This is a genomic window from Amycolatopsis japonica (genome assembly GCF_000732925.1).
GTDB classification, from domain to species: domain Bacteria; phylum Actinomycetota; class Actinomycetes; order Mycobacteriales; family Pseudonocardiaceae; genus Amycolatopsis; species Amycolatopsis japonica.
The window spans coordinates 5,766,935-5,789,853 of the sequence record NZ_CP008953.1; the positions used below are offsets into that span (position 1 = coordinate 5,766,935).

Sequence of the window (22,919 nt, forward strand, 5' to 3'; positions counted from 1 at the left end):
CTCCCCACGCCTGCGTCGCTGTCGGTGCCAGCGACTACGATGAGCAACGCGGACGAAGGGGACAGCGTGAACGATCTCATCGACACCACAGAGATGTACTTGCGTACCATCTACGAGCTCGAAGAAGAAGGTGTCGTCCCGCTGCGGGCCCGGATCGCGGAGCGGCTGCAGCAGAGCGGCCCGACCGTGAGCCAGACCGTCGCCAGGATGGAACGCGACGGACTGGTCGTGGTCGCGGACGACAGGCACCTGCAGCTGACCGAGCACGGTCGCGAGCTCGCCATCGCGGTCATGCGCAAGCACCGGCTGGCCGAGCGCCTCCTGGTCGATGTCATCGGCCTGGAATGGGAGCACGTCCACAACGAGGCCTGCCGCTGGGAACACGTGATGAGCGAGGCCGTCGAGCGCAAGCTGGTCAAGCTGCTCGACCACCCGACCACGTCGCCCTACGGCAACCCGATCCCGGGGCTGGACAAGCTCGGCGACGGTGATCCCGCCCCGCCCGCCGAAGCCGACCTCGTGCGGCTCGACGAGTTCGCCCGCATGGGCGGCGGCGAGGTCGAGATCCGCCGCATCGCCGAGCACGTGCAGCTGGACGAGACGCTGATGACGGAGCTCAAGTCGGTCGGCATCGTGCCCGGCAGCCGGGTCAAGGTCGGCAAGACGGCGCCCGGCGGCACCATCGAGGTCACCGGCGGGAGCAGCACCGCGCAGGTGCCCGTCTCGGCGTTGCACGCCGTGCTGGCGCAAGCCAGGTGAGCGCCGCGTCCGACGCCGCGGAGACCTTCCAGGCCCTCCACGGCCGGGCTCCGGCCGGCGTCTGGTCCGCACCGGGCCGGGTGAACCTGATCGGTGAGCACACCGACTACAACGACGGTTTCGTGCTGCCGTTCGCCCTCCCGCACCGGCTCGCCGCCGCGGCGTCGCCGCGCGAGGACGGTGTGCTGACCGTGTCCACCCTCGGCTCGGACGGCCGGGTGCAGGAATCCGGCCCGCTCACCATCGCCGATCTGCGGCCCGGCTCGGTCGAGGGGTGGGCCGCGTACCCGGCCGGGGTCGCGTGGGTCCTGCGGGACCAGGGTCTCGACGGCGGCGCGGACGTGGCGATCGCGGGGAACGTGCCTTCGGGGGCGGGGCTTTCCTCCTCCCACGCGCTCGAATGCGCCGTCGCGCTCGCCCTCCTGGGGCTGGCGGGGATCACCCCGGGGACCGGCGCGGGTTCGCCGACCCTGCACGAGGTGGCCCGCTGGGTGCAGCGTTCGGAGAACGACTTCGTCGGGGCGCCGACCGGCCTGCTCGACCAGACCGCCTCCCTGTGCTGCACGGAATCGAACGTGCTGTTCCTCGACGTCCGTTCCGGCGAGATGGAGCAGGTGCCGTTCCCGCTCGAGGAATCCGGCGTCCGGATCCTGATCATGGACAGCCGCACGAAGCATTCGCACGCCGAGGGCGGCTACGGGGAACGCCGCCGGGGCTGTGAGCGCGCCGCGGAGCTGCTCGAAGTGAAGGCGCTGCGGGACATCGGCGTCGACGGGCTGGACACCGCGCTCGCCAAGCTGCCGGACGAGCTCGTGCCGCTGGTGCGCCATGTCGTCACGGAGAACCAGCGCGTCCTCGACACCGTGGACCTGTTGCGGGCGGGCCGGATCACCGAGATCGGCCCTCAGCTCGACGCCTCGCACGTGAGCATGCGCGACGACTACCGGATCTCCACCCGTGAACTCGATCTCGCCGTCGATTCGGCCCGCGAAGCCGGGGCGCTCGGCGCGCGGATGACCGGCGGCGGCTTCGGCGGGTCGGCGATCGCGCTGGTCCGCGAGTCCGATGTGGACACCGTGGGCCGGGCGGTGAAGGCCGCGTACGAAGCGGCGGAGCTGCGCCACCCCAGGCTGTTCACCGCCGTGCCGTCGCGTGGCGCGGGCCGCGACGAGCTCTAGCCGCCGCACCACCCCCGGGCGCGCACCGTGCCCGGGGGCGAGGACACTGGGCCGCGACCGCATCCGCAGCAGAAAGGCGCGAACGTGACCGACGAACCGACCAAGACCCTGAAGCTGATGGTGACGGGCGGAGCCGGTTATGTGGGCAGCGTCTGCGCGGCCCGCCTCATCGAGGCCGGGCACGACGTCACCGTGGTCGACGACCTCTCCACCGGGCACGCCGACGCGGTGCACCCGGACGCGACCTTCGTCGAGGGCGACGCCGCCGAGGTCGCCGGGCGCCTGCTCGGCGACGGCTTCGACGGTGTCCTCCACTTCGCCGCCAAGTCGCTGGTCGGCGAATCGATGACGGATCCGGCGAAGTACTGGGAAGGCAACGTCCTCACTTCGCTCCGCCTGCTCGAGGCGATGCGCGACCACGGCACGAAGCGGCTGGTGTTCTCCTCCACCGCGGCCACCTACGGCGAACCCGAGTCCTCCCCCATCCCGGAGACGGCGCCGACGCAGCCGACCAACACCTACGGCGCGACGAAGCTGGCCATCGACCACGCGATCACGTCGTTCTCGCGCGCCCACGGCATCGCCGCGGTCAGCCTGCGTTACTTCAACGTCGCCGGCGCCTACGGTTCCTTCGGCGAGCGGCACACCACCGAAACCCACCTGATCCCCCTCGTGCTCCAGGTCGCCACCGGGGACCGCGAGCGGATCCAGATCTTCGGTGACGACTACCCGACTTCGGACGGCACCGCCATCCGCGACTACATCCACGTGGTCGACCTCGCCGACGCGCACCTGCTGGCCCTGCGGCACGCGGCCGACGGCGAACACCGCATCTACAACCTCGGCAGCGGCACCGGTTTCTCGGTGCTCGAGGTGATCGAGGCGTGCCGCCGCACCACCGGTCACGAGATCCCCGCCGCGGTCGCGCCGCGCCGCGCGGGCGACCCGTCGGTGCTCGTGGCCTCCAGCGAGCGGGCCGGTGACGAGCTCGGGTGGAAGCCCGAGCGCACCGACCTCGACGGCATCGTGGCCGACGCCTGGACGTTCACCCAGTCCCGCCAGAACGTCTGAGTGCGATCTCCGGTGGTCCTTCGGCCTGCTGCCGCAGGACCACCCCGATCAGGTCGGCCGGTGGCACCATCGCGTTGAGGGCCGTGCTCAGCAGCTTCGCCAGCCCGTGCCCGGGGTCGGCCTCGGCGGCCCTGGCCAAGGCCATCCCGGCGGCCGCCAGGTCACCTCGGACATAGGCGGCGTGCGCCTTCAGAGCGAGCGCCTCGGCCGCTTCGGGTGCCGGGAGCTCCCGGGCCAGGATGAGCCAGAGGTCCTCCGCCACGCGGGCGAGCGACGAGTCCGCGGGGACGGCCGTGAGCAGACAGGCGCCGCGAACCTCGACCAGGGAAAGCGCCCAGGCCAGCCGGACGGCCTGGTCGTCGCTGATCGCCCGGTCTCCGCCGTCGACTCGGGTGAGGGCGGCGTTCACCTCGGCGACTCCGGCCGGGACGGGATCCTCCCCTCGCCACGGCGGATCGGCCATTCTGGTGAGCAGATCGGCACGTCTGGCGAGCGTTTCCGGCGCGACGGGGTCGAAGAGCCGCTCGACCTCGTCCCGGCTGGCGTGGGTGACGTGCCCGGCACCGGTGACGATCGCGGCGGCCACCGAGTCCCGCGGATCCGGCAGGATCCCGCCACAGGTCCGTTCCCGGTAGCAGCCCCACCGCACGTCGGCGGCGATCCTGGGCGCCCACACCGAATGCGTCACCGAGATCTCGTACTCGGCCAGCGAGGCTTCCAGACGCCGGATGAACCGGCGCCGCGGTGGCCGCCCCGCCTTGTTCGCGGTGCCACCGCCGACCACCGCGAGGGTGGCACCGGTGTGGCCGGACACGGCGAGCCTGATCGCCAGGTCACGCGCCTGGTCTTGTTCCAGGCCGGGCGGCGGCAGGTCCACGCGCATGACGAGGCCTTGTTTCATTCGTCCAGGGCCGCGCAGGCCGAAGACGACGACGGAGTCCTCGGGGTGGAATCCGAGGAGGTACGGGATCGCGGCGAGCAGGTCCGCCGGATCCGTCAGATCGACCTTGGTCCTGCCGGTCGGGGTGGAAGTGGTCATGCCCCCACCCTGCGGCGGGAATGGGGCCGCGGGTGGGGGCATGACATATCTGTGGACAGCCGGGACCGTTGTGGACAACCGCCGCGGGACCGGTCGTGGGACGCCGATCCTGTCGGTGAGGTGATCTACAGTGCCCGGCCCCGCGGGATCAGTCGCAGTGTTCGAACGGGCTCTCGTAAGCGTTCGATCCGACCGAACCGCCCCACTTGACGCAGGTCGAGGCGGCCGTCTTCTTCACCGGTCCGGCGTAGTAGGTGAAGCTGCCGGAGTCGGTCACGCGAGCCGAACCCTGCACCTCGAGGAACGCCGAAACCGGCGAAGCGGTGCCGAGCGAAACGGCCTTCAGCGTGGTGACGCAGTTGGCCTTGGTCGAGGCGTTGTACAGCAGGTACGCGGTTCCCGAACCGTTCGCGAGCCCCTGCGAGTCGACGACCGAGAAGCCGCTGCCGCACACCTCGGTGGCCTCGTACGGGTTGCCGCCGCACGAGTTCTTGCTGGTGAAGTTCGTGTGGCCGTAGTACGGCACCGCGACCCCGTTCAGCACCGCCTTCTGCGCCACCCCGTTGAGCCGCTCTTCGAAGTGCAGGTGCGGACCGGTCACCCCGCCGGTCGCGCCGGCCGTGCCGATCTGCTTGCCGAGGCTGACGGCCTGGCCGACCGAGACGGACTGGGTCGAAAGGTGGGCGTAGCGGGTACGCCAGCCGCCACCGTGGTCGATCTCGACCCAGCGCCCATAGCTGGTGCTGCCTTCGTTGGCGACCCGGGTGACGGTGCCGCCAGCCGAGGCCAGCACCGGCATCCCGGTGATGCCCGACTTCTGGAAGTCGACCGAGTTCGCCGGGCTGTGCCCGCTGAACGTCGCCGCCGTGACCGTGACGCCGCATTTGAAGGGGACCTGGAAGTTCGGGGCGGCCGACGCCTGCGTCGTGCCGGCGAGGGTCAGGCCGAGCGCGGGGAGAACGGCGGCCGCGGCGAGCACTGCGAAACGGCGCAACCTGGACATGGAGACCTCCATCAGGTGGGGAAGCCGGACAGGACGGAGCAAAGCCGGGGGAAATACATTTTCCGTACAAGCCCGAGGTCGGGTCGGCGTTTTCCATCCGAAACGCCGGATGCCACGTCCCGAGGGGGACGTGGCATCCGGAAAACGCGGCCCTGATCAGCCGAAGGCGGCACGCAGCGCGGGTTTGCCGCCCGCCACCGGCAGCACCAGCGAGGTGCGGTTCAGCTCGACCGAGACACCGGCGCCCGGCTTCGGCCGGAGCGTGTAGTCGTGGTCGCTGGAGGCCACCAGGAACTCGATCTTGTGCCCGGCCGCCAGCAGGTAGTCCTTCGCGACCAGTTCCACCTCGACCTTGTAGTTCTCACCAGGGGTGATCGGGTCGGTGCGGGCGGGGTCGCGCCGGTTCTGCGGGTCGGTCCACCCCCGGGTGATCACCTTCGCCGTCCCGTCCGGGGCGCGGTCGAGGAGCACCGCGGTCACGTTCGCGGCCGGCTTGTCGAAGGACAGCGACAGATCGGTCTTCACGGTTCCGGAAAGCCGTACGGGCTGCTTCGCCGCAGTGGTCGAGTACAGCAGGCGGTTGCCCGACGACGCGGCGGCCGCCAGCTGTTCGATCGTCTTGCTGGCGTCGTCAGCCAGCGTCTCGACGGCGGCCTTGCCCGGGACGGGGTTGCGCGTGTCGAGCTTGCCCTTCGAAGAACCGCCGGGCCACGGGTAGAGCTTGACGTCCTGGGTGCCGGGCAGCGGCCACTCCGGCTCGTCCACCCACGACTTGTCCTCACGCTGGATGGTGGCCTTCGGCTCGCGCTCGATGCCGTTGTCGATGCCGTAGAGGTAGTGCGACATCCACTTGTTCAGCGTGGCGAGCCAGACGTCGCGGCGGAGGCTGTACGGGTCGGCGTGCCCGGCCTGGTGCAGCCAGATCTTGTGCTCGACACCGCGCGCCTTGAGCATTTCGTACCAGCGGGTGCCCTGGTCGGTCTTGACGTTCCAGTCGCCGAGGCCGTGCACCACGAGCACCGAGGCGCGCACCTTGTTCACGTCGTTGCGGTAGTTCCGCACGTCCCAGAAGCGGCTGTAGTCGCCGGTCACCCGGTCCTGGTCCACCCCGATCCGGTCGATCAGCGGACGGCAGACGGCGCGATCCTGGCGCGTGTAGACGTAATCCGCGAGCACGTCCGCGTCCTCGCCCTGGAAACCGCCGGCCGCGACGACGGCGCCGTCGTTGCGGTAGTAGTCGTACCAGCTGGAGATCGCCGCGATCGGGACGATCGTCTCCAGCCCTTCGACGCCGGTGCTGGCCACCGCGTTGGGCAGCGTCCCGTTGTAGGAGACGCCCGTCATGCCGGTCTTGCCGGTGCTCCAGTCCGCGACCGCGGCCTTGCCCGCCGCGTCGCGCGCCGTCGCACGGCCGTTCAGCCAGTCCACAATGGACTTCGCGCCGATGGTCTCGTTGACGTCGCCGGTGCTCGGGCAGCCGGTGGACTGACCGCTGCCGAGCGATTCCCCGTACACCACGGCGAACCCGCGGGCGGTGAAGTAGTCCTGGTAGCGCCAGCTGATCGGTGCCGCGTTGGGACCGACGGTCTTCGTCGCGATCCGCGGGCCCGCCGGGGCGCGCTTCGCGCCGGGCACGTACAGCTCCACGTCGACGTTGTGGTTCGCGACGTCGTTGCCGCCCGCGTAGTACGGGCTGGCCTGGTAGACGACCGGGACCTTCATGCCCTGCTGTGTCGCGCGAGGACGCACGACCTCCGCGTGCACGAGGTCGTCCTTGCCGTCGTGGTCGCTGTCGACCGGCGCGGTGACCCAGACGTTCTCCCGGATGACGTCCGCCGGGTCGAACACCGGCTGGGCTTGGCCGTCCTTGAAGACCGGCGTTGGCGGCGCGTCGGCTTGGGCGGGCAACGCCGTCGCCGGAAGGACCAGGACGGCGGTGAACAGGGCGGCGAGCCTGGCGACTCTCACAAGACCCCCAAAAGGCTGGTGGGCAAGACGAAGCTGAGGCTTCCGGCCACCCGATCGGGTGTCAAGAGACTAACGTCGGAGGCATGCCGAGCACCCTGGACGCACCGATCGTCGCCGTCACCGTCTATCCGCACCACGCCCGGATCACGAGGCGGGCTTCGGCGGCCCTCGACGGGGAAACGCGTTTCGCCTTCGCGGGCCTGCCATGGAACCTGGACACGGATTCGGTCCGCGTCACCGGTTCCGGTCCGGCGGTCATCGCCGGGGTCGACGTCGCCGTCGAGCGCCATCCCGCGCCCGCGGACGCGTCACTGCGCGCGCTGACCGAACAGCGCAAGGCCGATCAAGCGGTGGTCGACGAGGTCGCGGACGCGGTCTCCGCCGAGACGGCGAAGGTCGACCTGCTGACCGGCCTGGCGACGCGCAGCGGCAAAAGTTTCGCGAAGGCGCTCGCGGCGGGCACGGCGGAGCCGCCCCGGGTCGCCGAAGTCACCGACGCGCTGGGCACCCAGCTGGCCGAGGCGCTGGGCAAGCGCCGCGAACTCGGCATCCGCCTCGCCCGGCTCCGGGACGACCTCAAGGCGCTGGACCGCGAGATCGAGGCGAAACAGGGGATGTCCGAAGTGGACAGCGCGACGGTCACGGTCGAGTTGGAGCCCGGGGAGGACGGCGCGGAGATCGGCCTCGAACTGTCCTATGTGGTCGCGAACGCCGGCTGGGAACCCGGCTACGACGTGCGCGTCCGCGGTGAGGACGTCTCGCTGACCTGGTACGGGCGGATCACCCAGCACACCGGCGAGGACTGGCCGGAATGCGAACTGGCCCTGTCGACCGCGCGGCCGGCGAACACCGTCGAAGTACCGGAACTCGAACCCTGGTTCCTCGACCGCGTGCGTCCGGTCCAGCCGTTGATGGCCCGCGCGGCGTACGGCAGCGCGTCGCCCGCGGGCGGCGGGATACCGGAGTCGGTGGGCATGCCGGCGCCCGCCGGCCCGCCGATGGCCGCGCGGACGGCGTCCGTCGAACAGGGCACCACCGCGGTCACCTACCGGCCGGGCCGCCCGGTGGCGGTGCCGTCGGGGGCACAGGGCCACCGCACGACGCTCGCCCAACTGGAGCTGACGGCGAAACTGGGCTACATCTCCGCTCCGGCGGTATCCCCGGAGGCGTTCCTCCGAGCGACCGTGGTCAACACTTCGGAGCACACGCTGCGGCCGGGGAAGGCGTCGGTGTTCCACGAGACGGAGTTCGTCGGTACCACGCGGCTGGACGTCTGGGCGCCGGGCGAGGAGCTCGAACTCGCTCTCGGCGTGGACGACCGGATCCGGATCGAGCGCGAACTCACGCACCGCACGGCGAGCAAGGCGACGCTGTCCGGCGTCCGCAAACGGGAAGCCGCGTACACCACGACGATCGTCAACCACAGCCCGCGCGAGGCCGTCGTGACCGTGCTGGACCAGGCACCGGTCTCCCGGGACGACGCGATCACCGTCCGGGACGTGCGCACCACACCGGAGCCGGTGGAGCGGACCGAGCTGGGCGAGTTCACGTGGCGGCTGACGCTCGCTTCGGGCGCGAAGGGCGTCGTGACGCTCGGGTACCGGGTGGACGTCGCGAAGGGTGTCGAGCTGTCTGGGTGGCGCGAGTAGCCGCCCCCGGATGCAATGAAAGGTCCTTTCCTTGCGAAATTTGCAAGGAAAGGACCTTTCATTGCACGGGCCGGGCCGGGATCAGCCCTGCGAGATGTACGCCTCCAGCTGCTCCTGGCTCTGCTCCAGCTGTTCCATCCGGGTCTTCACGACGTCGCCGATGCTCACGATCCCCGCGAGCCTGCCGTCCACCACGACCGGGACGTGCCGGATCCGGCGTTCGGTCATCAGGACCGACAGCTGGTCCACCGAATCCTCGGGGGTGCAGCTCGCGACCATCTTCGTCATGATCGCGGACACCGATCCGTCGAGCAGCTGGGGTCCGCGCTCGTTGAGCCGCCGCACCACGTCCCGTTCGGAGACGATCCCGACGATCCCGCCCTCGGGGTCGACGACCACCAAGGCGCCGACGTTGTGCTCCGCCAGTCTCTCGAGCAGTTCGGTTACGTTCGTCTCCGGCGAGACGGTCGCGACGGCCGCCCCCTTGTTCCGCAACAGATCGGAAATCCGCATACGCGCTCCTCCCGGATGGGTGACCTGAGTCACCCCAGGTTATGGCCTCACCGCCGTGCGCGAAAGTCCGGAGAGTCCGGTTCGAGACCGAGCCGGGTGGCGAGCGCGTCGTACGCTTCGATGATCCCCAGGCCGTAAGGGTCGTCGCCGAGCGCGCCGAGAGTCCCCCGCCCGAGCTCCCAGTGCTTCTTCGCGGACTCGTGATCACCGAGTTTGCGGTAATCCTCGGCGAGGTTCAGGTGCAGCGAGGGGTAGAACCCGCGTACGGCGAGCGTCGCGTGGTACTCCTTGGCGCGTTCGTCGGTGAGGGAGTCGGCCGCCGCGAGCGCGCGGAGATCCCAGGCGAGTTCGTCGGCCGGGTCGTCGCACACGTCGGCCATGTAATGCGCGAGCGCGCACCGGTGCAGCGGGTCGCCGTCCTCGCCGATCCGTTCCCACAACGCCGTGAACCTCTCGCGCGCGCCGGCGCGGTCACCGGAGATGTGCGCCTGGAGGCCGGTGTTGATCTCGGCCATCACCTCGTCGGTCATTTGACGTCCGAAGCGGGCGCCGCCCAGGTGTTGCACGCCGACGTCGTCTTCCCGGAGAACCCGGCCTTCGCCCATTTCAGCTGGTTACGACGGCTGCCGTGGGTGTCGCTGTCGTCGGCGCGGCCGTAGTCGTCGAGTGCCGCGTTGGCCAGCGACTTGCTGATCGAGCCGCGACCGGCGGCGGCCGCGAGGGCGAGCGCGCCGAAACAGTTCGCCTGCAGTTCGATGCGGCGGACCAGTTCCTTGTCGGCCGGGCTGTCCTCGCCCGGCGACGACATCTTCTCCGCGGCCGCCGACAGGATCCCGCTGGACCGCTGGATGTGGTGTCCGTACTCGTGGGCCATCGTCGCGAGGTGACGGGACCGTTCGAGACCCGCGTCGCCCAGCATCCACTGGGTCGGCGCGTAGATCGTGGTGTCACCGCCGCAGTAGTAGGCGACGGCCTCGTTCTCGCTCGGTGCCTTCCCGCACGCGCTGGTCTCGGGCAGCGTCACTTGAACGGTCGCCGTCAGCGCGGGTTCGTTCGCCTGGTCCAAGGCGGGTTTCCAGGATTCGGCGAGACAGGACACGAAGGTCTTGTAGTACGTCTCCAGTTTCGCGGGCTCGCGGCTGATCGCGGGCAGGCGGCAGGTGACGGCGCCGAGCGCGATCCCCTCCGCCAGCAGCGGGTTCGTCTCCAGTTCCCGCACCTCCTTCGGCGCGGGTTTCGCGTTCCCGGCGGGCGCCTTGGCCCCTTCGGAGGTGTACACACCGGACGCCGGGAGGGCTTGACCGTCGATCTTCCGCGGTCCGCCCGCCATCGCCATCCCGGTGGTGGTCAGCGCGGCGACGATGAGCAGGCCGACCACGGCGGTCCCGGTGTTGCGGGGGCTTTCGGGACGAGGCGGCGCGGGCGCGAACGGTCTGGGTACCTCGTCGGTGCCGGTCATGATGTCCCCCAAACGTGCGAGCCCACAGCATACGGAATGCCACACCTGGTGGCGCCGGGACGGAGCACCCGGCGAGACTGTGTGCATGAGTGACGAGGACCCGTACCTGTGGCTGGAAGACGTGACCGGCGAAGAAGCGCTGGACTGGGTGCGAGCCCGCAACGCCGAGGCGCTGGCGGAACTGTCCACCGGCGAGCGGTTCGCCGGGATCCGTGACGAGGTCCGCGAGGTCCTCGACGCCGACGACCGGATCCCGTACATCCGGCGCCGCGGCGAGTATCTGTACAACTTCTGGCAGGACTCGGCCAACCCCCGCGGCCTGTGGCGCCGTACCACCCTGGAGCAGTACCGGCTCGACGACCCGGAGTGGGAGCTCCTGCTCGACGTCGACGCCCTGGCCGAGGCCGACGGCGAGAACTGGGTGTGGCAGGGCGCGGCCGTCCTCCGTCCGGGGTATCACCGCGCGTTGGTCGAACTGTCGCGCGGAGGCGCCGACGCGACCGTGGTCCGCGAGTACGACCTCGACGAGCGCCGTTTCGTCGACGACGGGTTCTTCGTCCCCGAAGCCAAGACCAGGATCGGCTGGATCGACCAGGACCGCGTCTACGTCGGCACCGACTTCGGTCCGGGGACGCTGACCAGTTCGGGCTATCCGAGGTTGGCGAAGGAATGGCGCCGCGGCACGCCACTCGAAGAGGCGACGGTGGTCTTCGAGGGCAAACCGGACGACGTCTCGGTATCCGCGCACCACGACCCGACCGAGGGCTGGGAGCGCGACTTCGTCTACCGGTCGGTCGACTTCTACCGCACGGAAAGGTATGTCCGGACGGCCACCGGTCTCGACCGCATCGAGGTTCCCGAAGACGCCCAGACGTCCTCGCACCGTGAGTGGCTGCTGATCCGGCTTCGCTCGGACTGGACCGTCGAAGGCACGACATACCCCTCCGGCACCCTGCTCGCCTCCGGCTTCGACGCGTTCATGGCGGGCGAGCGCTCCTTCACGACGTTGTTCACGCCGGACGCGCACACGTCGCTGGAGTACTGGGCGTGGACGCACAACCATCTGCTGCTCTCGACGCTGTCCGACGTCCGGACGGAACTGCACGTGCTCACGCCGTCCGAAGGCTGGACCTCCAGGCCGCTCGCCGGCGCCCCGGAACTGGGCACCGCGCAGATCACCGGCACCGACCCCGACGTCAGCGACGAATACCTGCTCGACTCCAGCGGTTACACCCAGCCGTCGACGCTGAGCTACGGGCACGTCGGCGGTGACGTCGAGATCCTCAAGCGCGCTCCGTCGTTCTTCGACAGCGAAGGCATGACGGTCTCGCAGTACTTCGCGACGTCCGAAGACGGCACGAAGATCCCGTACTTCGTCGTACGCCCCTCCGGGGCTGAAGGCGGCCCGACGCTCCTGACCGGCTACGGCGGCTTCGAGGTCTCACTGACCCCCGGCTACAGCGGCATCATCGGCCGCGGCTGGCTCGCGCGAGGCGGCACGTACGTCGTCGCGAACATCCGCGGTGGCGGCGAATACGGGCCGGACTGGCACACCTCGGTGACCAAAGCCAAGCGGTACAAGGTCTACGAGGACTTCTCGGCCGTCGCCGCCGATCTCGTCGAGCGCGGGATCAGCGAGCCGTCCCGGCTCGGGATCCAGGGCGGCAGCAACGGCGGGCTGCTGATGGGTGTCATGCTGACGCGCTACCCGCACCTGTTCGGCGCGATCGTGAGCCAGGTCCCGCTGCTGGACATGAAGCGGTATCACAAGCTCCTCGCGGGCGCGTCGTGGATGGCCGAGTACGGCGACCCCGACGATCCGGCGGAATGGGACTTCATCGGGAAGTACTCGCCGTACCAGAACGTCCACGCGGACCGTGCTTACCCGCCGGTCCTGTTCGTCACCTCCACCCGCGACGACCGGGTGCATCCCGCGCACGCGCGCAAGATGGTCGCGCGGATGGCGGAGCAGGGCCACGACGTGCGGTACCACGAGAACATCGAGGGCGGGCACGGCGCGGCGGCCGACAACGAACAGCTGGCGTTCAAATGGGCGCTGATGTTCGAATTCCTGTGGGAGAAGCTCGCCTGACGTGTCATGAAAGGGTCGTTCAGGACATCTTGCGTCCTGAACGACCCTTTCATGACACTCGGAGCTCACTCGGTCACCTTCGCGAGCACCACCCCTCCGACGATCAGCGCCATCGCGGCGAACCGGCCGAAGCTGACCGGGTCCTTGTGGATCACGATGCCGAACACGATCGCGCCCACCGCGCCGATCCCGGTGAAGACGGCGTACGCGGTCCCCACCGGGATCGAGTCCATCGCCTTCGACAGCAGGTACACCGCCGCGACGCCGAGCACGAAGCACAGCACGGTCGGCCAGAACCGGGTGAAGTTCTCCGTCGGCTTGATGCTCTGCGACCAGGCGACCTCGACGGCTCCCGCCAGGAGCAGGATTCCCCAGCCCATCAGACTTCCCTCCCAGCCTTTTCGGCGCCGAGGAGCGCCTGCTCCCGCGACGCGATCCGGTCGGGGTCACGCGGGCTCAGCCGCGGGTCGACCAGGGCGTTCGTCAGTTCGGAATGCAGGAAGGTGACGTCCCGGACGTCGTAGTGCCCGGCGAAGAAATCGCGCAGGTAGCGCTCGTGGTGGTCGACCGGCTCGCGCGGCGTGCCCGGCAGGTAGGTGCCGCCACGCGCTCCCGCGACCACGAAAGCCTTGCCCGCCAAGGACATCTTCGGGAACGTCACCTGGTCGATCCACAGCTTGAGCGTCGCGGGGATCGAGAAGTTGTACATCGGCGCCCCGATCAGCACGACGTCGGCGGCGAGCAGTTCGGCCAGCAGCGGCTCGATGACCGCCCAGGCTTCGCGCTGCTCCGGCGTCTTCACCACGGAGGCGTACCCCTCCGGATCCGTGATCCCCGCCTGGAGGAGGGCGTCGCAGATCTCGGTCCAGGCCTGGCCGATCGGCGGCACCGGGTCGGCGGCCAGGTCGCGATAGGTGTAGGCCGAGCCCGGGTTCGCGGCACGCCAGGCGCCGGCGAACCGGGCGCTCAGCTCGCGGGAGAACGACGCGCTGCGGGCACTGGAGTCGAGGTGGAGAAGGTGGCTCATCGGGGCCTCCGGGACCAGGAAGTGGACACGGCGTCCACTTGCTTCACCGGGTACAAGTGGACGCCGCGTCCGGATATTCCCTAGGCTGCGGAACATGCCGGAAGATCTGCTCGCGAACGGTCCGGGACGGGAACGTTCGGACGCCGCCCGTAACCGCGCGAAGATCCTGGAGGCCGCCGAAGGGCTCTTCGCCGCACGTCCGGCGGCCGACATCACCATGGAGGACATCGCCAAAGCGGCCGGAGTCGGCCGCGCGACGCTGTACCGCCGCTACCCGGACCGCTCGGCGATCGCCGTGGCCCTGCTGGACGAACACGAGCGGGAGCTCCAGGAGCGGCTGCTCACCGGCCCTCCCCCGCTGGGGCCCGGCGCGCCGCCCGCCGAGCGGCTGGCCGCGTTCTACGCGGCGATGATCGGGTTGCTCGCCCGGCACGCGCATCTCGTCCTCGGCACCGAGGTCGGGCACTCGCGGTTCACCACCGGGCCGTACCGGCTGTGGCGCACCCATGTCCGCCATCTCGCGGAGCAGGCGAGCGCCCCGGATCCGGACGTGCTCGCCGACGTCCTGCTGGCACCGCTCGCCGTCGAAGTGTTCCTGCATCAAACAGGCGAGCTCGGCCTGAGTGTCGAACGGATCACCGACACCCTGGCCGAGCTCGCCCGGCGAACGCTCTCCTGATCAGCCGGCGAGACCGTCGACGACCAGCTTCATCACGGCCTGCCAGTGCTCGCGCTGCGCGGCACGCTCTTCCGGACCGGCCAGCCGCTCCTGATGGAAGACCACGGTCGTCTTGCCCGGCCCGGCCGGACGGAGCCCGACCTGGACCGTGCTCTCGTGATCCCAGTCCTTCGGCCGCCAGGTGAGACGGATCTTCTCGCGCTCGCGGTAACCGCGGACCTCGCCGACGGTGCCCTCGGCCGTCTCGTACGGCGCGCCCTTCTCCGGCTCCAGCGACACTTCGCCCAGCCAGGCCGCCAAGCCCGGACCCGAGAGATACTCCCAAACCTCGACCAGCGGATACGCCACCGTCTTGGACACGCCGATCTCCCAGCCCGCGTCCTTCGTCTTGCCGATCATCACGCCTCCGCTGTAACCGTCTTACCTGGTTTCTGAAACCGACTATAGTGGTTACATGACTCCGGGAACAAGAGTGCTCGTCAACGCCCAGGGTGAGCGGTACCGGTTCGACCCGGGCAGCCTCAGCCTCGAACTCATGCTGACCGGCGGTCCCGGCCCGTACCAGCGCTACGAGATCGCGCATACGCCGTCCGCCCTCGCCGACTGGTTCACCGGCTCCCGGCTGGCGCTGACCGCTCCCCTGACAGACGTCCGGATCCGGCCCGCCGAACTCACCGCGCTGAAGGAACTGCGGGACACGCTCTACCGCGTCGCGCCCGCCCTCGCCCGGGGCGAAGCGCCGTCGACCGACGACCTCGCCGTGCTGAACAGCGCGACCGAAGCCACCCCGAGGCCGCTCGTGGACCCGGAGACCCGGCGGCTCGCCTGGGCGCCGCCCGTCACCGGGAAGCAACTTCTCGGCGCCGTCGCCCGCGACGCCATCGGCCTGGTCGCGGGCGAACGCTCCGGCCGCGTCCGCGAATGTTCCGCGAGCGACTGCTATCTGCTGTTCTTCGACACCTCGCGTTCGGGCAACCGTCGCTGGTGCTCGATGGAGCGCTGCGGCAACCGCGCCAAGATCCGGGCGTACCGGGCCCGCACCGAAACCGCGTGATCGCTAGGATTCCCGGCGATGCAGGGTGAAGCGAAACTGGAACAACGCGTCGTCGAGACGGCGGAAAAGCTGCTGGCCAAAAAGAAGTCGGTGACCGCGCTCGGCATCCTCACCGGCATCGGCTGGCTCTCGGAGAACGTCGTCGATGCCTGGCAGCGCGGCCGGATCCCCGTGCTGACGGGGGCGCTGTCGGTGGCACCGGAGAAGTTGACCTTCGCTCTCGGTGCCCTGCAACGCTGGGCCGCGGCGAACGGCCTCGAAGGCTCGGAGATCGAGCACGTCGGCGCGACCCGGGACCGGGCCGCCCTCCGGGTGACCTCCGGCGAGCTCTCCGGTCTCGAACCGCTGTTCCGGACGCACTGGATCATGCCGGGACTGTCCGAAGCGAAACGCGCGCAAGTCGAAGCCAGGCAACGGAAAGCACCCGACCTCATGGTGTCGGTAGCACTCCGGGATTGGGCGTGCGCCGACTGCGGCGGCACCGGCGACCTGTGGTTCGCGGAGAACGAAAAGCCGCATTGCCTCGACTGTGCCGACCTCGGCCACCTGGTCTTCCTGCCCTCCGGCGACGCCACCCTGACCCGCCGCGCGAAGAAGGCGAGCCGGCTTTCCGCCGTCGTCACCAAGTTCAACCGGTCGCGGAAACGCCATGAGCGGCAAGGGATCCTGGTCGAAGAAGCGGCACTGCGCGCCGCCGAGGAGCAATGCCTCGCCGACGAGGACATCCGGGAACGGCGCCGCGGCCGCGATCGGGAACGCCGCGCCCACGAAGACGTCGAGTTCACCGCCCGGTTCCACACCGCGATCACCGAGATGTTCCCCGCCTGCCCGCCGGACCGAGCACGCGCCATCGCCGAACACGCGGGCCTGCGCGGCAGCGGCCGGGTGGGCCGGTCCGCCGCCGGACGGGAACTGGCCGAACGAGCGGTCTTCCTCGCCGTCGTCGCCTCGATCCGGCATCTCGACACCGAATACGACGACCTCCTCATGGCAGGCGTGGAACGCCAGGCCGCCCGCGACCGCATCCGGCCCGCCATCGACGCGGTGCTCGACCGCTGGCGTTCCTGACCGCTGTCACGTTCCGGGCGCGGGCCTCGTCCACGGGGCATGTTCACCGCATACCTCATCGTGGCCATCGTGACGATCGTCCTCAACGCCGGGGCGGCGATCGCCGATTTCGTCTATGCCCCGTTCGTTCTCGAGAATTCCGCCGCCGTCGACGTACCCCGTTCCTGGATCGTGCCCCTGGGCCTGGTGAAAGCCGCGGGCGCGGCGGGGCTGGTCCTCGGCCTGTTCGGCGTGCAGTACCTCGGGGCCGCGGCGGCCGCCGGGCTCGTGCTGTTCTACATCGGCGCTGTCTTCGTCCACCTGCGCCACCGCGTCTTCGGCAACATCGCCGCCCCCGGCAGCCTGCTCGCGCTGGCCGCGGTCGTCCTGGTCCTGGATCTCGCTCAGGCCAGGTAGGGACCGAAGTGCTCGGCGACGACGTCCGCGATCGCTTCGGCGTCTTTCGAGCCGTCGACCCGCAGCACCCGGATACCGAGCCCGGTCGCGCTCCGCACGGCGTCCTCGGCGACAAGCCGGTCTCGCGCGATCCGGTTGCGCTGCGCCCGTTCGGGGTCACTGACCCGCTGTGTCACCGCCCCGGCACGGGGAAGGACACGAAGCTGGTGCTCGCGGAACTCGTCCGTGGGCACCAGCACGATCATCCGCCGGGGTGATTCCAGGAGTGGCGCGACCAGTTCCGGGCGCAGCCCCCAGCCCTCGGCGAGGATCGGGCGCCCGGACACCAGCGCGCGCAGATCGTCCAGCGCCCAGGCGAACCGGGTCGGGAAACCGGCGATCGTGTCGGCGGCCATCCGTTCGGGTGTCGTCTCCACCCAGACGGTCTCGGAGTCGGGATCCTCGACAGGCGAACCGTTCCGGACGCGATGGGCGATGCGGCGATCTTGATGGGCACGGGCGTCGTGGAAGTCGTAGTGGTAGACGGTGATTCCATGGCGGTGGGCGAGCAGGCGGGAGACGGTGGACTTCCCCGCCCATTGGCCGCCGCAGATCCAGAGCGCCTGCTTGAGTGTGCCGAAAGGATCAACGATGGTCACGCACGCGCCTCCGGTGTCATGAAAGGGCCGTTCAGGACATATATCGTCCTGAACGGCCCTTTCATGACATTCGCTCTGACCTAGCTGCAGCCGGAGGTCGCTCCGCACCCTTCACAGGCGTAGCACGAACCGGCGGGCCGCATCTTGGTGCCGCAGGTCATGCAGAGCGGCGCGTCGGAAGCGGTGCCCAGGTTCAACTCCACCAGTTCCGCCGTCGAGTGCGCGACCTTGGCGGGCTCCGCCGACGAGGAGTCCACAGTGGAGCGGAGGGCGTCGATGTCGACGTTCTCCGGTTCCGCGACGGGAGCGGTGCCGTAGCTCGCCTCGACCTGCGCCGAACGTTCGTCGGCGGTGAAGATGCCGAGCTGCGAACGCTTCTCGTATGGCAGGTAGTCCAGCGCCAGCCTGCGGAACAGGTAGTCCATGACGCTGGTGGCGATCCGGATGTCCGGGTCGTCGGTCATGCCGGCGGGCTCGAAACGCAGGTTGGAGAACTTCGAAACGTAGAACTCCAGCGGGATCCCGTGCTGCAGGCCGACGGAGATCGACATCGAGAACGCGTCCATCACGCCTGAGAGGGTCGACCCCTGCTTGCCGAGCTTCACGAAGATCTCGCCGAGGCCGTCGTCCGGGTACGAACCGGCGTGCAGGTAGCCCTCGGCGCCGCCGACGGTGAACGACACCGTCTGGCTCGGGCGCTTCTTCGGCAGGCGCTTGCGGACCGGCCGGTACTCGACGACCTTTTCGGCCTCGGGCTCGGCCTTCTCCTTCTTGCCGCTGGAGAGCGGCTGGCCGACCTTGCAGTTGTCGCGGTAGATCGCGAGCGCCTTGAGGCCGTACTTCCAGCCCTGGAAGTAGATCTCCTCGACCTCTTCGACGGTCGCCGACTCCGGCATGTTGACCGTCTTGGAGATCGCGCCCGACAGGAACGGCTGCACCGCGGCCATCATCCGGACGTGTCCCATCGGCGCGATGGACCGCTCCCCCACCGCGCAGTCGAACACTTCGTAGTGCTCCTGGCGCAGGCCCGGGGCGTCGACGACGTGACCGTGCTGAGCGATGTACTCGACGATCGCTTCGATCTGCTCGCCCTGGTAACCGAGCGCGGCCAGCGCGCGCGGGATGGTCTGGTTGACGATCTGCATCGAGCCGCCGCCGACCAGCTTCTTGAACTTGACCAGCGAGAAGTCCGGCTCGATGCCGGTCGTGTCGCAGTCCATCATGAAGCCGATGGTGCCGGTGGGCGCGAGCACGGAGGCCTGCGCGTTGCGCCAGCCGCTCTTCTCGCCCAGTTCGATGCCGCGCTTCCATTCCTGGGTCGCGAGCGCGCGGACCGCGGCGTCGTTCGAGTGGTAGGTCCGCACGAGTTCGTTGGCGGCGGCGTGCTTGCGCATGACCCGCTGGTGCGCCTCGGCGTTGCGCGCGTAGCCCTCGTACGGCCCGACGACCGCGGCGAGTTCCGCGGAACGCCGGTACGAGACACCGGTCATCAGCGACGTGATCGCGGCGGCGAGCGCGCGGCCGCCGTCGGAGTCGTACGCGTGGCCGAGCGCCATCAGCAGCGCGCCGAGGTTCGCGTAGCCGATGCCCAGCTGGCGGAACTTGCGAGTGGTGTCGCCGATCGCCTCGGTCGGGAAGTCGGCGAAGCAGATCGAGATGTCCATCGCGGTGATGACCAGCTCGACGGCCTTCGCGAACAGCGGCGCGTCGAAACCGCCGTCCTCGGTGGCGAACTTGAGCAGGTTCAGCGAGGCGAGGTTGCAGCTGGAGTTGTCCAGGTGCATGTACTCCGAACACGGGTTGGACGCGGTGATCCGGCCCGATTCGGGGCAGGTGTGCCAATCGTTGATCGTGCCGTCGTACTGCAGCCCCGGGTCGGCGCATTCCCAGGCGGCCTGCGCGATGGTGCGGAACAGCTTCTTCGCGTCGACCCGGTCGATGACCTCGCCGGTCGTCCGGGACCGCAGGCCGAAGTCGCCCTCGGTCTCGACGGCCTGCATGAACTCGTCGGAGACGCGGACCGAGTTGTTCGCGTTCTGGTACTGGACGGAGGCGATGTCCGAGCCGGACAGGTCCATGTCGAACCCGGCGTCGCGGAGGACCTTGATCTTCTCCTCTTCGCGGGCCTTGGTCTGCACGAACTCCTCGACGTCCGGGTGGTCGACGTCGAGCACGACCATCTTCGCCGCGCGCCGGGTGGCGCCGCCGGATTTGATGGTGCCCGCGGAGGCGTCGGCGCCGCGCATGAAGGAGACCGGACCGGACGCGGTGCCACCGGAGGACAGCAGCTCGCGCGAGGACCGGATGCGGGAGAGATTCAGGCCGGCGCCGGAGCCGCCCTTGAAGATCAGGCCCTCTTCGCGGTACCAGTTGAGGATCGACTCCATGGTGTCGTCGACCGCGAGGATGAAGCACGCGCTGACCTGCTGCTTCGACGTCGTGCCGACGTTGAACCACACCGGCGAGTTGAAGCTGAACACCTGGTGCAGCAACATCCAGGTCAGCTCGTGCTCGAAGACCTCGGCGTCGGCGGGGCTCGCGAAGTAGCCGTGTTCGCGGCCGGCGTTGACGTAGGAGTGGACGACGCGGTCGATCAGCTGCTTGAGGCTCTGCTCGCGCTGAGGCGTCCCCACGGCACCGCGGAAGTACTTGCTCGTGACGATGTTCGTCGCGTTGACCGACCAGAAGCCGGGGAACTCGACACCGCGCTGCTCGAAGTTGACCGTGCCGTCGCGCCAGTTCGTCATCACGACGTCCCGGTGCTCCCAGGTGACCTGGTCGTACGGGTGGACGCCTTCGGTGGTGAAGACGCGGCGCACGGTGAGCCCGCCCGCCTGCTTCTTCTTCCCGTTCGTCCGCGCTGTGGCCGGGTTGCCTGTTCCCACGGTCTCGGTCATGGGTCTTTCCCTCACTCCCACGCGGGAGGCGGCATCAGCCGTCTTTCGCGTCTTGATCGCTCTCGTCCGGTGTGGCAGCCATGGCCTCGCGGAGGTCCGAGATCTCCTTCTCGAAGTCCTCGACCGAGGAGAAGGAGCGGTAGACACTGGCGAACCGGAGATAGGCGACGCCGTCGAGTTCGCGCAGGGGGCCCAGGATCGCCAGGCCGACCTCGTGACTCGGGATCTCCGCCAGCCCCGCCGACCGGATCGACTCCTCGACCCGCTGCGCGAGCTGCTGCAACGCGTCGTCGTCGACCGGCCTGCCCTGGCAGGCGCGGCGCACCCCCCGGACCACCTTGTCCCGGCTGAACTGCTCGGTGACCCCGGATCGTTTGACGACGGCGAGCACCATCGTCTCCGAAGTGGTGAAGCGCCGGCCGCAAGCGGCGCAGGAGCGCCTCCGCCGGATCGCCTGACCCTCATCCACCTCTCGGGAGTCGACGACCCGAGAGTCCGCATGCCGGCAGAACGGGCACCTCATCCGCCGATCACCTTCCCCTCCGCGCCGGCCGGTCCCGAGTGGACGCCCGCCCCCGTCGCCACGCAACGACGGAAAAGATCGACATGTGGATCGATCTGTGGACATCCGGTGGGTGAACACCGGCCAGCTGTGGACAACTGGTACCGAGTCTACCCCAAGCTATGGACCAACTACAGCCATGTAACTACTACATATAGCGGTGGAGACTAGATCGCTGGTCGGACGCACGCAAGCGCAACGGCCGGGTCGATCAGACACGAATGAGGAGCTCACCCACGACGGGTGAGAGCGTCCTTCGGGATCACCTCCCGCCTTCCGCGACCTCGGCCGCGACGGGGACCGTGAGCGGCAGCCCGGGCACGAGGACGGCGTTTTCCAGGGAGTTGAGCTCCTTGATCTTGGCGACGACCGCGCCGGTGTCACTGCCTGGCGCGAATCGCGCCGCGATCTCCGTCAGCGTCTCGCCCGCGGAAACGGACACCGTGGTGGTCTGTTCGGGCACCGCGGCGCCGGGAACACCGGCCAAGAACAGACCCGATCCGGTGATGATCCCGGCGACGAGCAAGGCCATCCCGACGAGCGACGGCCACCTGAGCGGGAGCCGCCGCGGCGCCGGGCACGCCGGGGCGACGGTGGCGACGCCGGGGCGGCGGCCCGCCACGACCCGCGCCCTGGTCGGCGGACGCAAGGGCTCGGCACGCCTGCCCCGCCCCACCCGCACGGGCCGGGTCGCCCCTGCCGGAACGGGCCCGGGGGAACTGGGCCGCACCAGTCCTCGATCGGCCAGAATCGACATCGGAACCTCCTCGCAGTCCTGCTGCACTCGCCGCCGGGCCGGGACCCGGCATCAAGATCGAACACGCGTTCTATCGAACGCCCGTGCGAATGTGTACCACCTCCCACCGACAAAAATCGAGCGACACGGCGTGTCCATCGAACAGATGTTTGAAATCGTCGTCCCGGCGGGCTAACGTCGTTGACCAGGGCGTCTGCTGCGCGGACGCCGCCGGTGCCGTGGGCGGGGAAGATCGTCCGCCACCGGCGAAGACACGCGAAGTCGGTCCGGGCGACCGGACGTACTGGGAGGCGACGCAGGAGATGAAGGAGCGAGACGGTGGCTAAGGAGAGCAAGGCGGGGAACGCGCCTAGGGGCTCGGGCAAGGTGCGCGCCTTGCCCGAGGTCTACGAGGTGGACGAGACCCTGACCGTGCGGCAGCAGCAGGTGCTCGACGTGATCAAACTGTGGGTGAGCCGGTTCGGCTACCCGCCGAGTGTGCGTGAGATCGGCGAGGCGGTCGGGCTGACCTCCACCTCGTCGGTGTCGCACCAGTTGCAGGCCCTGCAGCGCAAGGGTTATCTGCGACGCGACCCGAACCGCCCGCGTGCGGTGGGTGTACTCGCCACGACGGACGACAACCCGATGGGCATCGACGTCGAGCAGCCGCAGTCGGCCGCGAAGGCCGCGTACGTGCCGCTCGTCGGCCGGATCGCGGCCGGTGGTCCGGTGCTGGCGGAGCAGGCGATCGAAGACGTCTTCCCGTTGCCGAGGGAGATCGTCGGCGAGGGCGAGCTGTTCCTGCTCAGCGTCACCGGCGACTCGATGGTCGACGCCGCCATCACCGATGGCGACTGGGTCGTCGTGCGCCAGCAGCCCACGGCGGACCCGGGCGAGATCGTGGCGGCGATGATCGACGGCGAAGCGACGGTCAAGACGTTCAAGCGCAAGGACGGCCACATCTGGCTGATGCCGCACAACGAGGCGTACGAGCCCATCCCGGGTGACGACGCCACGATCCTCGGCAAGGTCGTCGCCGTTCTTCGCAGGCTGTAGCCCCAAGCCGGAGCACGCCGGGATCCCGGGTCAGCCGACCCGGGTCAGGCTCGGCAGCTTCGGCAGCCCTTCCGC

The 22,919-nt window shown here is 69.5% G+C and carries 23 protein-coding genes; 10 read left to right on the forward strand and 13 right to left on the reverse strand.

The genetic code is table 11. The annotated features are described in order from the left end of the window. The first annotated feature begins 39 nt into the window (after positions 1-39). The 3 genes from AJAP_RS26585 (at position 40) to galE (ending at position 3,008) form a co-directional block, all read left to right on the forward strand. Positions 40-759: a metal-dependent transcriptional regulator gene (locus tag AJAP_RS26585; RefSeq protein WP_016332755.1), complete on the forward strand. Its 720-nt coding sequence runs from the start codon at positions 40-42 to the stop codon at positions 757-759. Next, complete coding sequence (gene galK / locus AJAP_RS26590) at positions 756-1,937, forward strand: galactokinase (protein WP_038516266.1); 1,182 nt, start codon at positions 756-758, stop codon at positions 1,935-1,937. Before AJAP_RS26585 ends, galK begins: the two co-directional genes overlap by 4 nt. A gap of 117 nt (positions 1,938-2,054) precedes the next feature. After that, complete coding sequence (galE, locus tag AJAP_RS26595) at positions 2,055-3,008, forward strand: UDP-glucose 4-epimerase GalE (protein ID WP_148311719.1); 954 nt, start codon at positions 2,055-2,057, stop codon at positions 3,006-3,008. Here the strand turns inward: galE and AJAP_RS26600 are convergent. The 3 genes from AJAP_RS26600 to AJAP_RS26610 all read right to left on the reverse strand — a co-directional run bounded on the left by AJAP_RS26600 (position 2,983) and on the right by AJAP_RS26610 (position 7,018). Further along, the gene (locus tag AJAP_RS26600) at positions 2,983-4,047 is read right to left on the reverse strand and encodes a DUF4192 domain-containing protein (protein ID WP_038516268.1); all 1,065 of its coding nucleotides are present in this window, start codon (positions 4,045-4,047) and stop codon (positions 2,983-2,985) included. The two genes, galE and AJAP_RS26600, sit on opposite strands and share 26 nt — an antisense overlap. 148 nt (positions 4,048-4,195) lie before the next feature. Then, complete coding sequence (locus AJAP_RS26605) at positions 4,196-5,050, reverse strand: M23 family metallopeptidase (protein WP_038516271.1); 855 nt, start codon at positions 5,048-5,050, stop codon at positions 4,196-4,198. A gap of 156 nt (positions 5,051-5,206) precedes the next feature. After that, positions 5,207-7,018: a Xaa-Pro dipeptidyl-peptidase gene (locus AJAP_RS26610; RefSeq protein ID WP_038516274.1), complete on the reverse strand. Its 1,812-nt coding sequence runs from the start codon at positions 7,016-7,018 to the stop codon at positions 5,207-5,209. A gap of 83 nt (positions 7,019-7,101) precedes the next feature. On the opposite strand from AJAP_RS26610, the gene AJAP_RS26615 reads away from it, so the two are divergent. Beyond that, positions 7,102-8,667: a DUF4139 domain-containing protein gene (locus AJAP_RS26615; protein WP_038516277.1), complete on the forward strand. Its 1,566-nt coding sequence runs from the start codon at positions 7,102-7,104 to the stop codon at positions 8,665-8,667. 81 nt (positions 8,668-8,748) lie between these two features. On the opposite strand, the gene AJAP_RS26620 is transcribed toward AJAP_RS26615, so the two are convergent. The 3 genes from AJAP_RS26620 to AJAP_RS26630 are packed head-to-tail and all read right to left on the reverse strand — an operon-like array spanning position 8,749 to position 10,639. Continuing rightward, positions 8,749-9,180, reverse strand: a complete 432-nt coding sequence (locus AJAP_RS26620; RefSeq protein WP_037343317.1) for a CBS domain-containing protein — start codon at positions 9,178-9,180, stop codon at positions 8,749-8,751. Between the two features lie 47 nt (positions 9,181-9,227). Continuing rightward, positions 9,228-9,710, reverse strand: coding sequence for a hypothetical protein (locus tag AJAP_RS26625; protein ID WP_038516280.1), 483 nt, complete (start codon positions 9,708-9,710; stop codon positions 9,228-9,230). Continuing rightward, on the reverse strand, positions 9,707-10,639 hold the full coding sequence (locus AJAP_RS26630; protein WP_038516282.1) for a neutral zinc metallopeptidase: 933 nt from the start codon (positions 10,637-10,639) through the stop codon (positions 9,707-9,709). Before AJAP_RS26630 ends, AJAP_RS26625 begins: the two co-directional genes overlap by 4 nt. 85 nt (positions 10,640-10,724) lie before the next feature. Here AJAP_RS26630 and AJAP_RS26635 point away from each other — a divergent pair, with 85 nt between their 5' ends. Further along, positions 10,725-12,731: a prolyl oligopeptidase family serine peptidase gene (locus tag AJAP_RS26635; protein ID WP_038516285.1), complete on the forward strand. Its 2,007-nt coding sequence runs from the start codon at positions 10,725-10,727 to the stop codon at positions 12,729-12,731. A 65-nt stretch (positions 12,732-12,796) separates the two neighbouring features. Here AJAP_RS26635 and AJAP_RS26640 read toward each other — a convergent pair whose 3' ends face one another. Next, positions 12,797-13,111: a DMT family transporter gene (locus AJAP_RS26640; protein ID WP_037343307.1), complete on the reverse strand. Its 315-nt coding sequence runs from the start codon at positions 13,109-13,111 to the stop codon at positions 12,797-12,799. Next, complete coding sequence (locus tag AJAP_RS26645) at positions 13,111-13,758, reverse strand: FMN-dependent NADH-azoreductase (RefSeq protein WP_038516288.1); 648 nt, start codon at positions 13,756-13,758, stop codon at positions 13,111-13,113. The genes AJAP_RS26640 and AJAP_RS26645 overlap by 1 nt, the downstream gene beginning before the upstream one ends. A gap of 94 nt (positions 13,759-13,852) precedes the next feature. Here AJAP_RS26645 and AJAP_RS26650 point away from each other — a divergent pair, with 94 nt between their 5' ends. Then, positions 13,853-14,437, forward strand: a complete 585-nt coding sequence (locus AJAP_RS26650; protein ID WP_038516291.1) for a TetR/AcrR family transcriptional regulator — start codon at positions 13,853-13,855, stop codon at positions 14,435-14,437. On the opposite strand, the gene AJAP_RS26655 is transcribed toward AJAP_RS26650, so the two are convergent. Continuing rightward, positions 14,438-14,836, reverse strand: coding sequence for an SRPBCC domain-containing protein (locus tag AJAP_RS26655; RefSeq protein ID WP_038516293.1), 399 nt, complete (start codon positions 14,834-14,836; stop codon positions 14,438-14,440). Positions 14,837-14,891: 55 nt separating this feature from the next. Here AJAP_RS26655 and AJAP_RS26660 point away from each other — a divergent pair, with 55 nt between their 5' ends. The 3 genes from AJAP_RS26660 (at position 14,892) to AJAP_RS26670 (ending at position 16,955) form a co-directional block, all read left to right on the forward strand. Further along, the gene (locus AJAP_RS26660; protein WP_038516296.1) at positions 14,892-15,491 is read left to right on the forward strand and encodes a CGNR zinc finger domain-containing protein; all 600 of its coding nucleotides are present in this window, start codon (positions 14,892-14,894) and stop codon (positions 15,489-15,491) included. Positions 15,492-15,509: 18 nt separating this feature from the next. Next, on the forward strand, positions 15,510-16,559 hold the full coding sequence (locus tag AJAP_RS26665) for a DUF2293 domain-containing protein (protein WP_038516298.1): 1,050 nt from the start codon (positions 15,510-15,512) through the stop codon (positions 16,557-16,559). 69 nt (positions 16,560-16,628) lie between these two features. Continuing rightward, positions 16,629-16,955 (forward strand): DoxX family protein, encoded by a 327-nt coding sequence (locus AJAP_RS26670; protein WP_407639384.1) that lies wholly within the window; start codon positions 16,629-16,631, stop codon positions 16,953-16,955. Here the strand turns inward: AJAP_RS26670 and AJAP_RS26675 are convergent. The 4 genes from AJAP_RS26675 to AJAP_RS44860 all read right to left on the reverse strand — a co-directional run bounded on the left by AJAP_RS26675 (position 16,943) and on the right by AJAP_RS44860 (position 21,809). Next, positions 16,943-17,593 carry a hypothetical protein gene (locus AJAP_RS26675; RefSeq protein WP_038516304.1) on the reverse strand — a complete coding sequence of 217 codons (651 nt, stop codon included), beginning with the start codon at positions 17,591-17,593 and terminating at the stop codon, positions 16,943-16,945. The genes AJAP_RS26670 and AJAP_RS26675 overlap by 13 nt on opposite strands. Positions 17,594-17,673: 80 nt before the next feature. Further along, positions 17,674-20,490 (reverse strand): vitamin B12-dependent ribonucleotide reductase, encoded by a 2,817-nt coding sequence (locus AJAP_RS26680; RefSeq protein ID WP_038516307.1) that lies wholly within the window; start codon positions 20,488-20,490, stop codon positions 17,674-17,676. A 34-nt stretch (positions 20,491-20,524) separates the two neighbouring features. Then, a complete protein-coding gene (gene nrdR, locus AJAP_RS26685; RefSeq protein ID WP_034311932.1) occupies positions 20,525-21,013 on the reverse strand; it encodes a transcriptional regulator NrdR in 489 nt (162 codons plus the stop codon). Positions 21,014-21,314: 301 nt separating this feature from the next. Beyond that, entirely contained in the window at positions 21,315-21,809 is a 495-nt protein-coding gene (locus tag AJAP_RS44860) for a LysM peptidoglycan-binding domain-containing protein (RefSeq protein WP_038516311.1), read from the reverse strand. Between the two features lie 318 nt (positions 21,810-22,127). Here AJAP_RS44860 and lexA point away from each other — a divergent pair, with 318 nt between their 5' ends. Further along, positions 22,128-22,844 (forward strand): transcriptional repressor LexA, encoded by a 717-nt coding sequence (gene lexA, locus AJAP_RS26695; RefSeq protein ID WP_037343289.1) that lies wholly within the window; start codon positions 22,128-22,130, stop codon positions 22,842-22,844. The last annotated feature ends 75 nt before the right edge of the window (positions 22,845-22,919 follow it).

What these genes read in the sequence shown, in the direction of transcription:
- AJAP_RS26585 (WP_016332755.1), top strand. Translation starts at nt 40, where the DNA reads ATGAGCAACGCGGACGAAGGGGACAGCGTGAACGATCTCATCGACACC.
- galE (WP_148311719.1), top strand. Translation starts at nt 2,055, where the DNA reads ATGGTGACGGGCGGAGCCGGTTATGTGGGCAGCGTCTGCGCGGCCCGC.
- AJAP_RS26600 (WP_038516268.1), bottom strand. Translation starts at nt 4,047, where the DNA reads ATGACCACTTCCACCCCGACCGGCAGGACCAAGGTCGATCTGACGGAT.
- AJAP_RS26605 (WP_038516271.1), bottom strand. Translation starts at nt 5,050, where the DNA reads ATGTCCAGGTTGCGCCGTTTCGCAGTGCTCGCCGCGGCCGCCGTTCTC.
- AJAP_RS26615 (WP_038516277.1), top strand. Translation starts at nt 7,102, where the DNA reads ATGCCGAGCACCCTGGACGCACCGATCGTCGCCGTCACCGTCTATCCG.
- AJAP_RS26620 (WP_037343317.1), bottom strand. Translation starts at nt 9,180, where the DNA reads ATGCGGATTTCCGATCTGTTGCGGAACAAGGGGGCGGCCGTCGCGACC.
- AJAP_RS26625 (WP_038516280.1), bottom strand. Translation starts at nt 9,710, where the DNA reads ATGACCGACGAGGTGATGGCCGAGATCAACACCGGCCTCCAGGCGCAC.
- AJAP_RS26630 (WP_038516282.1), bottom strand. Translation starts at nt 10,639, where the DNA reads ATGACCGGCACCGACGAGGTACCCAGACCGTTCGCGCCCGCGCCGCCT.
- AJAP_RS26635 (WP_038516285.1), top strand. Translation starts at nt 10,725, where the DNA reads ATGAGTGACGAGGACCCGTACCTGTGGCTGGAAGACGTGACCGGCGAA.
- AJAP_RS26640 (WP_037343307.1), bottom strand. Translation starts at nt 13,111, where the DNA reads ATGGGCTGGGGAATCCTGCTCCTGGCGGGAGCCGTCGAGGTCGCCTGG.
- AJAP_RS26645 (WP_038516288.1), bottom strand. Translation starts at nt 13,758, where the DNA reads ATGAGCCACCTTCTCCACCTCGACTCCAGTGCCCGCAGCGCGTCGTTC.
- AJAP_RS26650 (WP_038516291.1), top strand. Translation starts at nt 13,853, where the DNA reads ATGCCGGAAGATCTGCTCGCGAACGGTCCGGGACGGGAACGTTCGGAC.
- AJAP_RS26655 (WP_038516293.1), bottom strand. Translation starts at nt 14,836, where the DNA reads ATGATCGGCAAGACGAAGGACGCGGGCTGGGAGATCGGCGTGTCCAAG.
- AJAP_RS26660 (WP_038516296.1), top strand. Translation starts at nt 14,892, where the DNA reads ATGACTCCGGGAACAAGAGTGCTCGTCAACGCCCAGGGTGAGCGGTAC.
- AJAP_RS26665 (WP_038516298.1), top strand. Translation starts at nt 15,510, where the DNA reads ATGCAGGGTGAAGCGAAACTGGAACAACGCGTCGTCGAGACGGCGGAA.
- AJAP_RS26680 (WP_038516307.1), bottom strand. Translation starts at nt 20,490, where the DNA reads ATGACCGAGACCGTGGGAACAGGCAACCCGGCCACAGCGCGGACGAAC.
- nrdR (WP_034311932.1), bottom strand. Translation starts at nt 21,013, where the DNA reads ATGAGGTGCCCGTTCTGCCGGCATGCGGACTCTCGGGTCGTCGACTCC.
- AJAP_RS44860 (WP_038516311.1), bottom strand. Translation starts at nt 21,809, where the DNA reads ATGTCGATTCTGGCCGATCGAGGACTGGTGCGGCCCAGTTCCCCCGGG.